The 11,174-nt window shown below is 74.1% G+C and carries 2 protein-coding genes; both read left to right on the forward strand.

From position 1 onward, the window contains the following. Window positions 1-2,653: SDR family NAD(P)-dependent oxidoreductase (locus tag LCH29_RS43210; RefSeq protein WP_446467166.1), on the forward strand; the 2,653-nt coding region annotated here is incomplete at its 5' end. Continuing rightward, a partial coding sequence (locus tag LCH29_RS43215) for an SDR family NAD(P)-dependent oxidoreductase (RefSeq protein ID WP_446467167.1) occupies window positions 2,650-11,174 on the forward strand: 8,525 nt, incomplete at its 3' end. The genes LCH29_RS43210 and LCH29_RS43215, both read left to right, overlap by 4 nt.

Raw genomic sequence — 11,174 nt, forward strand, 5'->3', positions numbered from 1 at the left:
GGTGTCGAACCTGACCGGCACGGTCGCCACGGCCGGTGAGCTGTGCTCGCCGGAGTACTGGGTGCGGCACGTCCGGGAGACGGTCCGCTTCGCCGACGGCATCCAGGCCCTGGCGGACCGGGAGGTCACCGCGCTACTGGAACTCGGCCCGGGCAACGTACTGCTGGGCATGGCCCGCACCACCCTGCCCGACGACGCTGCCGCGGTGCCGACGCTGCACCCGGAGCGGCCGGAGCAGGCGTCCGTCGCGGCGGCCCTGGCCCGACTGCGGCTGGGCGGTGTCACCGTCGACTGGGAGTCGTACTTCGCGGGCGCCGCGCGGCAGGTCGACCTGCCGACCTATGCCTTCCAGCACGAACGGTTCTGGCCGGACGCCACGCCCGCGCCCGCGACCCGTACGAGCGAACGGGACGGGGCAGGCCAGGCGGACGACGCCTTCTGGTCCGCCGTCGAGGGAGCGGACTTCGCCTCGCTCGGAGCGGCGCTGAACGTCGAGGACGACGCGCTGTCGCGGGTGCTGCCCGCGCTGCTGGACTGGCGCAGGCAGCGCCAGGAGGAGTCCACGCTGGACGGCTGGCGCCACCGCATCGTCTGGAAGCCGGTCTCCGGTGCTCCCGCCGACACCCCGAAGGGAACGTGGATCGCCGTCCTCCCCGCCGCGTACGCCGACGACCCGTGGGCCACCGCCGCACTGGACGCGCTGGGCACCGATGTGGTGCGCGTGCCGGTCACGGCGTACGACCGCCAGAAGCTGGCGGCCCGCCTCCGCGACCACGCCGACGCCCATTCCGGTGCCTACGCCGGTGTGCTCTCCCTGCTGGCACTGGACGAAGCGGATTCCGGCACCGGTGCCCCGTCCGGCACGGTCGGCACCGCCACGCTCGTGCAAGCGCTGAGCGACGCCGGGATCACCGCCCCGCTGTGGTGCGTGACGCGCTGTGCGGTGTCGGTCGGGCGCTCGGACGCGGTGACCGGGCCCGTGCAGGCGGCCGTCTGGGGCCTGGGCCGGGTCGTCGCGCTGGAGTACCCGGACCGCTGGGGTGGTCTGATCGACCTCCCGGGCGAACTCGACGAGCGGGCCGCCTCCGCATTCGCCGCCGTGCTGGCCGGATGGGACGGCGAGGATCAGGTAGCGGTCCGCAAGAGCGCGGTCTTCGGCCGCAGGCTGATCCCGTCCCCCGCCGACCGGTCCACCGAACGGCCCGACCGGCACGGCGCCGCGCCTGCCGGCGCGGGGGCCTGGGAGCCGACCGGAACGGTCCTGATCACCGGTGGCACCGGTGCGCTCGGCGGACAGGTCGCCCGGTGCCTCGCCCGCGCGGGTGCGCCCCATCTGTTGCTCGCCGGGCGACGGGGCTCCCAGGCGCCGGGAATCGGCGCGTTGCGCGACGAGCTGGCCGCACTCGGGACGCGGGTCACCGTCGCCGCGTGCGATGTCGCCGACCGGGCGCAGCTGACCGCGCTGCTGGAGGGCGTTCCGGCCGAACACCCCCTGACCGGGGTGGTGCACACCGCCGGTGTGCTGGACGACGGCGTGCTCGACCGGTTGACCCCGGAGCGGTTCGGGGACGTGTTCCGGTCCAAGGTCACCTCCGCGTTTCTGCTCGACGAGCTGACACGCGGGGCGGACCTGTCGGTGTTCGCGCTGTTCTCCTCCGCGTCCGCCGTCGTGGGCAACCCCGGTCAGGCGAACTACGCGGCGGCGAACGCCGTGCTGGACGCCCTGGCCGAGCAGCGGCGGGCGCATGGCCTGCCCGCGACCTCGATCGCCTGGGGTGCCTGGGGCGGTGGCGGCACGGCGGGGAAGGCCGAGGCCGAAGAGGCGGCCCGGCGGGCGGGGGTCCACGCGATGGACCCGCAGCTGGCGAGCGAGGCGCTGCGCCGGCTGGTGACGGAAGCGGAACCCACCGCGCTGGTCGCCGAGATCGCCCCGGAACGGTTCGCCCAGGCGTACGGCGGGGCCCGGCCGAGCGCGTTGCTCCGCGAACTGCCCGGCTACCAGGAGCTGGTGGCCGCACGCGGCGAACCGGCGGACTCCGCGGGCGACGTGCTGCGGGAGCGGCTGGTAAGGCTGCCCGCGGGCAGGCGCCTGGAGGCCGTGCTCGACCTGGTCCGCACCCGGTCCGCGTACGTACTCGGCTACCGCACCGCGGACGCGGTCGGCGCCGAGCGGCCGTTCCGGGACCTGGGGGTGGATTCCCTCGGCGCCGTCGAACTGCGCAACCAGCTCGGCGCCGCGACCGGCCTGAGCCTGGCGACGACGCTGGTGTTCGACTACCCGACGCCCCTGGCGCTGGCCGAGCACATCGCCGGACGGCTGGCGCCCGACGGCTCCGGGGCCGGGGCCCCGGCCGCCGAGGCCGCCGAATCGGCCCAGGACGCGGAGATCCGGTCGGTGCTCGCCTCGGTGCCCATCGGCCGACTCCGCGAGATCGGTCTGCTGGAGCCGCTGCTCCAGCTGGCGGGCGACGGGACCGGGACCGGGACCCCCGCATCGGACGCCGAACCGGACGACGAGTCCATCGACGCGATGGCACTGGAGGACCTGGTACGAGCCGCCCTCCAAGGACAACCCGACGGTGAGTCACGCCGAGGACCCGACGACGGCACGTTCCCCGACGACGAGTCACCCGAACGACGGAGGCAGTCATGAGCACGTCCGGCGAGCAGGTCGCCCAGGCACTGCGCGCGGCGATGAAGGAGACCGAGCGCCTCCGGCGGCAGAACCGCCATCTGGTCGCCGCAGCTACCGAACCGGTCGCCGTCGTCGGCATGGGCTGCCGCTACCCCGGCGGCGTGCGCTCCCCGGAGGACCTGTGGCGGCTGGTGGCGGCCGGCACCGACGCGATCTCCGGATTTCCCGCCGACCGTGGCTGGAACCTGAGCGCCCTGCGCGACGGCCAGGTCGACGAGCGCGGCAACGAGATCAGCCGGCAGGGCGGATTCCTCGACTGCGCCACGGAGTTCGACCCCGGCTTCTTCGGGATCTCGCCGCGTGAGGCGCTGCGGATGGATCCGCAGCAGCGGCTGCTGCTGGAGACCTCGTGGGAGGCGATCGAACGGGCGGGCATCGACGCCAACCGCCTGCGCTCCAGCCGGACCGGCGTGTTCATGGGCACGAACGGCCAGGACTACGCGTACCTGATGGTGCGCTCGCTGGACGACGCGACCGGCGAGGTCGGCACCGGGATCGCGGCGAGCGCGATGTCCGGGCGGCTGTCGTACACCCTGGGGCTGGAGGGGCCCGCGCTGACCGTCGACACGGCGTGCTCGTCCTCGCTGGTCGCCCTGCACCTCGCCACGCAGGCGCTGCGCGGCGGCGAGTGCTCGCTGGCGCTCGTCGGCGGGGTCAACGTGATGTCCACGCCGGGGCCGCTCATCGAGTTCAGCCGTCAGGGCGGCCTCGCCCGTGACGGGCGGTGCAAGGCGTTCGCCGACTCCGCCGACGGCACCGGCTGGTCCGAGGGCGTCGGCGTGCTGGTGCTGGAGAAGCTGTCCGACGCGCGGCGCAACGGGCATCCGGTGCTCGCCGTGGTGCGTGGCAGCGCGGTCAACCAGGACGGCGCGTCGAACGGGTTCACCGCGCCCAACGGCCCGGCGCAGCGGCGCGTCATCCGGCAGGCGCTGGCCGCCGCCGGACTCGCCCCGGCCGACGTGGACGTGGTGGAGGCGCACGGCACCGGCACGCCGCTGGGCGACCCGATCGAGGCGCAGAGCCTCCTGGAGACCTACGGCCAGGAACGGGATACGCCACTGCTGCTGGGGTCGGTCAAGTCGAACCTCGGGCACGCCCAGGCCGCGGCCGGGGTCGCCGGGGTGATCAAGACGGTCATGGCGATGCGTCACGGCACCGTGCCGAAGACCCTCCACGCCGACACACCGTCATCTCGTGTGGACTGGTCTGCCGGAGCGGTGGACCTGTTGAGGGAGTCGCGCGCGTGGCCGGACACCGGCCGCCCCCGGCGCGCGGGCGTGTCGTCGTTCGGGGTGAGCGGCACCAACGCGCACGTCATCCTCGAACAGGCGCCGGACACCCCCGCCGAGGAGACCTCCGGGGCCCCCGGGACCGCCACGACGGCGGAGTGGCGGCCGACCGCGCTGCCCTGGGTGCTGTCCGGAGCCACCGAGGCCGCCCTGCGGGACCAGGTCACCGCCGCGCTCTCCCTGCTGGACGAGGAATCCGGACCGCGCCCGCTCGACGTGGCGTTCTCCCTGGCGACGTCCCGGACGAGTCTCGAACACCGGGTGGCCGTCGTCGCGGACGGCCGCGAAGCGCTCCGGGACGGGCTGGTGGCCTGGGCCGAGAACGGCACGGCGCCCTCCGTGGTGGACGGCACCGTCCCCGACCGCACGAAGCTGGCCATGCTGTTCTCCGGGCAGGGGGCGCAGCGGCTCGGCATGGGGCGGGAACTGTACGACCGGTTCCCGGCGTTCGCCGAGGCGCTGGACGCCGTCCGGGCCGCACTCGATCCGGGTCTGGACCGCCCGCTGCGCGATGTCATGTGGGGTGGACACGCCGACGAACTCGACCGGACCGGATACGCCCAGCCCGCGCTGTTCGCCATCGAGGTGGCGCTGTTCCGGCTGCTCGAATCGTGGGGCGTGCGGCCTGATGTCGTCGCCGGGCACTCCATCGGTGAGGTCGCGGCCGCGCACGTCGCCGGTGTGCTGTCGCTGACCGACGCGTGCACGCTGGTGAACGCGCGGGCGCGGCTCATGGACGACCTGCCCGCCGGCGGGGCGATGGTCGCGGTACGGGCCACCGAGGACGACATCACGCCCCTGCTGACCGAGCGGGTGTCGGTCGCCGCGGTGAACGGGCCGTCCTCGGTGGTCGTGTCCGGCGACGAGGAGGCCGTACTGGAGATCGCGGCGCGGCTGGAGGCGCGGGGCCTCCGTACCAGCCGGCTGCGGGTGTCGCACGGCTTCCACTCACCGCTGATGGACCCGATGCTCGCTGCCTTCCGCCAGGCCCTCGCCGGGCTGGAGTTCCACGAGCCGCGGATCGCGGTGGTGTCGAACCTGACCGGCCGGCCGGCCGACGCGGGTGAACTGTGCTCACCGGAGTACTGGGTTCGGCACGTACGGGAGACCGTGCGCTTCGCCGACGGGGTACGGGCGCTGGCCGACGCCGGTGCCCACGTGTTCGCGGAGCTCGGGCCCGACGGGGTGCTCTCGGCGGCGGCCCGCGAGTCGGTGCCGGAGGAGGCCGCGGTGCTTCCCCTGCTCCGCAGGGATCGCGGTGAAGAGGCCGCGCTGGTGACCGGGGTCGCAGGGCTGCACGTGGGCGGGGTCGCGGTGGACTGGGCGGCGTTCTTCGCGGGCACCGGGGCCCGCCGGGTCGACTTGCCGACGTACGCCTTCCAGCACGAGCGCTTCTGGCCCTCGGGGGCCGACCTGTCCACGGACCTGTCCGGGACGGGGCTGGAGCCCACCGGCCACCCGCTGCTCGGCGCGGTGATGGTCGTGGCCGGTGCGGACGAACTGACGCTGACCGGCGTGCTGTCCCCGGAGGCGCAGCCCTGGCTCGCCGACCACGGGGCCGGCGGTGTGATCCTTTTCCCCGGCACCGGGTTCCTGGAGCTGGCCGTCCGGGCCGGCGACCAGGCGGGCTGCGACCGGGTCGAGGAACTCACCATGGTCGTACCGCTCGCACTGGCCGAGGACGGCGGGACCCAGGTCCAGGCGCGGGTGGGCGAACCCGACGACGAGGGCCGCCGGGAAATACGGTTCTTCGCGCGCCCCGCGGAGGCGCCCGAAACGGACTGGACGCTGCATGCCGTCGGACGGCTCGCCCCGGGCGAGCGGGTGGCCGAATTCGACGCCACGCGGTGGCCACCGCCCGGCGCGAGAACCATGGACATCGACGGGTTCTACGACCGGTACGCGGCGTCCGGCCTGGACTTGGGGCCGACGTTCCGCTGCCTGCGGGCGGCCTGGCGCCGGGGCGACGAACTCTTCGCCGAGGTGGCCCTGCCGCAGACCGCGCGTGACGCCGGGGATTTCGGCATCCACCCCGGACTGCTGGACTCGGTGCTGCACGTCGCGGCGGACTCCGGCGACGGCGAGCAGTTGGTGCCCTTCGAGTGGACCGGGGTCTCGCTGCACGCCTCCGGCGCCGACGTGCTGCGGGCCAGGGTGCTCAGGACCGGCCCCGACACCGTCGTGGTCGCCGCGGCCGACGTACACGGCGCGCCCGTGATCTCGGTGGACTCGCTGCTCCTGCGGGCGCCGTCGGCCGCGCCCGCCACCACGCCCGCGGGCCCGGACCCGGCCGACTCGCTGTTCCGCCTTGACTGGGTCCCGCAGACCCCTCCGGACGCCGTGGACGGGACCTGGGCCGTGATCGGCGCGGACGACGTCGGACTGGGCGCGGCACTGGACTCGACGGGTACCGGCCGCCAAGGTGCGCCGTCCCTGGCCGAGTTGGCCGAGTTGGCCGAGGTGCCGCAGGTCGTCGCCGTAACGCCGGCGGGGGGCCGCGGTCCCGAGGCCGTGCACGCGCTGACGTGCCGTGTGCTGGGCCTGATCCAGGATTGGCTCGCCGAGGAACGCTTCACCCGCTCCCGCCTGGTGTTCGTGACACGGGGTGCGATCGCGTCGGACGGCGAGGACGTCACCGACCCGGCCGCCGCGGCGGTGTGGGGCCTGGTGCGGTCCGCGCAGTCGGAGAACCCGGGCCGGTTCCTGCTGGTGGACCTCGACGACGCGGCGGCGGCAGGCCCCGTACTGCCGGGCGTGCCCGGGTTGCTGGACCTCGACGAGCCGCAGGCGCTGATCCGGGCCGGGCAGCTGCGGGTCGGCCGGCTGGCGCGCGTGGGGTCGGGCGGCGGGCTGGTGCCGCCGGCGAACCGGCCGTGGCGACTGGACAGCCACGCGAAGGGCAGCCTCGACGCGCTGGCCCTGACGGAGTGCCCCGAGGTTCTCGAGCCGCTGACCGGGCGCCAGGTGCGGGTGGCCGTGCGGGCCGCCGGGATCAACTTCCGCGACGTGCTGAACGCCCTGGGCATGTACCCCGGCGAGGCCGGGCTGTTCGGCTCCGAGGCGGCGGGCGTGGTCGCGGCCGTCGGCCCGGAGGCGACCGGCCTGCGGCCCGGCGACCGGGTGCTGGGCATGGTGTCCGGTGGGTTCGGCCCGACCGTCGTGGTGGACGAGCGGCAGCTGACGGCCGTGCCCGAGGACTGGTCGTGGGAGACGGCCGGGTCGGTGCCGCTGGTGTTCCTCACGGCGTACCACGCGCTGGTGGACCTCGCCGCGATACGGCCGGGCGACAAGGTGCTCGTGCACGCGGGCGCGGGCGGCGTCGGCATGGCGGCGATCCAGCTGGCGCGCCATCTCGGCGCGGAGGTGTTCGCCACCGCGAGCGAAGGCAAATGGGACACCCTGCGTGAACTGGGCGTCGCCGAGAACCACATCGCCTCCTCCCGCACCACCGGCTTCGAGGCGGCCTTCGCCGCCGTCGCGGGTGACGGCGGGATCGACGTCGTACTCAACGCGCTGTCCGGCGAGTTCGTGGACGCGTCGCTGCGATTGCTCGGCCCCGGCGGCCGGTTCCTCGAGATGGGCAAGACCGACGTACGGGACCCCGACAAAGTGCCGGAGGGCGTGCGTTATCACGCCTTCGACCTGGGCTGGGTCGCCCCCGACGGCATCCAGCGGATGCTCGCCGCGCTCATGGAGCTGTTCGGCGCGGGCGCGCTGAAGCCGCTGCCCGTACGTGCCTGGGACGTGCGGCGGGCGCCGGACGCGTTCCGCCACATGAGCCTGGCGCGGCACGTCGGCAAGCTCGTCCTGACTCTGCCGCCCGCCTGGGACCCCGAAGGCACCGTCCTGATCACCGGCGGCACCGGCGGCCTGGGTGGGGAACTCGCCCGCCACCTGGCCGCCGAGCGCGGGATGCGGCACCTGGTACTGGCCGCGCGCCGCGGGCCGGACGCGCCCGGCGCGCACGATCTGCGTGCCGAACTGACCGCGTACGGCGCCGAGGTCTCCGTGGTCGCCTGCGATGTCGCCGACCCGGACGCCGTACGGGCACTGGTGGCCGCGATCCCCGGCGAACATCCGCTGACCGCGGTGGTGCACACGGCGGGCGTGCTCGACGACGGCGTCGTCGGCTCGCTGACCCCCGAGCGGGTGGACACGGTGCTGCGGCCCAAGGTGGACGCGGCCTGGCACCTGCACGAGGCCACCCGCGAACTCGACCTGGCCGCCTTCGTCCTGTACTCCTCGACCGCCGGTGTGATGGGCGCCCCGGGGCAGGCGAACTACGCGGCGGGCAACGCGTTCCTGGACGCCCTCGCGCACCACCGCAGGGCCGTCGGGCTGCCCGCCGTGTCGCTGGCCTGGCCCGCGTGGGAGCAGGGCGTCGGCATGACCAGCGGCCTGGAGAACCAGGACCTGCGCCGCGCCGGCGCCCTCGGCCTGCCGCTGCTCTCGACGGCGCGCGGACTGGCCCTGTTCGACGCCGCCACCGCCGGCGACGACGCGCTGGTGGTCCCGCTGCCGGTCACCGGGGGCACGGGTGGGGGAGCACTCCCCGCGCGGGCAGCGGTCCCGGCGCTGCTCCGCGGACTGGTCCGCACCGGCCGCCGGGCCGCGACCAGCGGCGGAGGCGGAGCGTCGCGGGCTGCCCTCGTCGAGCACCTGCGCGGGCTGCGGCCCGAGGAGCGGGCGCGCCATCTGGTGAACCTGGTGCGCGACGAAGCCGCGCGCGTGCTCGGACACACGTCTCCGGACTCCGGCCCGGGCGGCTCGGCCGTTTCCGCGGACAAGGACTTCCGTCGGCTGGGGGTCGATTCGCTGACCGCGATCGAGCTGCGCAACCGGCTGTCCTCGGTCACCGGGCTCACCCTGCCCGCGACGCTGGTCTTCGACTACCCCACGCCGCGCGGGCTCGCCGGGTTCCTGCTGGGGGAACTGGTGGAGGAAAGCCAGGACGCGGACGCCCCGGCCTCGCTCACGCCGGTCGCGGTGGCCGATGACCCCATGGTCATCGTCGGAATGAGCTGCCGGTTCCCGGGCGGGCTGGACTCGCCGGAGGATCTGTGGCGGTTCGTCGAATCGGGCGGCGACGCCATCTCCGGCTTCCCCGAGGACCGGGGCTGGGAAGGGAACGCGGAGGGCGACGGCGCCGCGGGCGGGTTCCTGCGCGGCGCGGCCGACTTCGACGCGGGCTTCTTCGGGATCAGCCCGCGTGAGGCGCTGGCCATGGATCCGCAGCAGCGGCTGCTGCTCGAAGTGTCCTGGGAGGCCGTCGAGCGGGCGGGCATCGATCCGGTGGCGCTGCGGGGCAGCAGGACCGGAGTGTTCGTCGGACTCAGCGGCTATGACTACTCCACCCTGGTCATGCAGTCCTCCGCGGACGTCGAAGGCCATGCGACCACGGGCCTGTCGGGGAGTGTGGCGTCCGGTCGGCTGGCCTACGTCCTCGGGCTGGAAGGCCCGGCGGTCACGGTGGACACGGCGTGCTCGTCGTCGCTGGTGTCGCTGCACCTGGCCACGCAGGCCCTGCGTGCCGGGGAATGCTCGCTGGCCCTCGTGGGGGCGGTGATGGTCATGGCCACCCCGGTGACCTTCGCGGGATTCTCCCGGGTCGGCGGTCTGGCGCCGGACGGCCGCTGCAAGGCGTTCGCCGAGGCCGCGGACGGCACCGGCTGGTCCGAGGGCGTGGCGACGCTGGTGGTGGAACGGATGTCCGACGCGGTGCGCAACGGACACGACATCCTCGCGGTGGTGCGGTCCTCGGCGGTGAACCAGGACGGTGCCTCGAACGGTCTGACCGCGCCGAACGGCCCCTCTCAGCAGCGGGTGATCCGTCAGGCGCTGGCCGGCGCCGGGTTGAANCCGGCGGAGGTCGACGCGGTGGAGGCGCACGGCACCGGCACCTCTCTCGGCGATCCGATCGAGGCGCAGGCGCTGCTGGCGACGTACGGGCAGGACCGGGCGGCAGGCGCCGCCGGACTGATCAAGACGGTCATGGCGATGCGGCATGGGGTGTTGCCGCGGACGTTGCACGTGGATGAGCCGTCGTCCCATGTGGATTGGTCGGCGGGGGCCGTTGAGCTGCTGCTGGAGAACGTGGCGTGGCCGGAGACGGACCATCCGCGCCGGGCGGGAGTGTCTTCGTTCGGGATCAGTGGCACCAATGCGCATGTGATCCTCGAGCAGGGTCCCGAGCCGGTGGTGGAGGCCGGTGGGGAGCCGGAGGTCAGGCCGGTCGTGGTGCCGTGGCCGGTGTCGGCCGTGAGCGGTGCCGCGCTCGATGCGCAGGTGGAGCGGATCAGGTCTGGCGCGGACGGGCGGCTGCCGCTGGATGTTGGGTTCTCGCTGGTGACGGGCCGGTCGGTGTTCGATCACCGGGCGGTGTTGCTGTCCCCGGCGGATGGTGTGGATGGTGTGGTCGAGGTGGCCCGGGGTGTGGCTGCCGAGGGTCCGCTTGCTGTGGTGTTCTCGGGGCAGGGTGCGCAGCGGATCGGGATGGGGCGGGAGTTGTACGGCCGGTTCCCGGTGTTCGCGCGGGCCTTGGATGAGGTGTTGGACGAGTTCGATCCCGCGTTGCGTGGGGTGATGTGGGGTGAGGACGCCGGGGCGCTGAACGCGACGGGTTGTGCTCAGCGGGCGCTGTTCGCGGTCGAGGTGGCGCTGTTCCGGCTGGTGGAGTCGTTCGGTGTCGTGCCGAGGTTCGTGGCGGGGCATTCGATCGGTGAGGTGGCGGCGGCGCATGTGGCGGGTGTGCTGTCCCTCGCCGACGCCTGCGCGCTGGTGTCGGCGCGGGCCCGGTTGATGCAGGCGTTGCCGGTCGGCGGGGCGATGGTGGCGNTCGAGGCGACGGAGGACGAGGTCGCGCCGTTGCTGTCCGAGCGGGTGTCGNTCGCGGCGGTGAACGGGCCGTCGTCGGTGGTGCTGTCCGGTGAGGAATCGGCGGTCGCGGAGGTCGTCGCACGGTTGGAGGGGCGTCGTAGGAGCGAACTGGCGGTCAGCCACGCGTTCCACTCGCCGTTGATGGACCCGATGCTGGCGGAGTTCCGTACGGTTGTCGGGGACCTCACCTTCCACGAGCCCACGATGCCGGTGGTGTCGAACCTGACCGGTGCGCTCGCGACGGCTGGTGAGCTGTGCTCACCGGAGTACTGGGTACGGCATGTCCGCGAGACCGTACGGTTCGCCGACGGGGT

Source organism: Streptomyces sp. BRA346, from assembly GCF_052851135.1.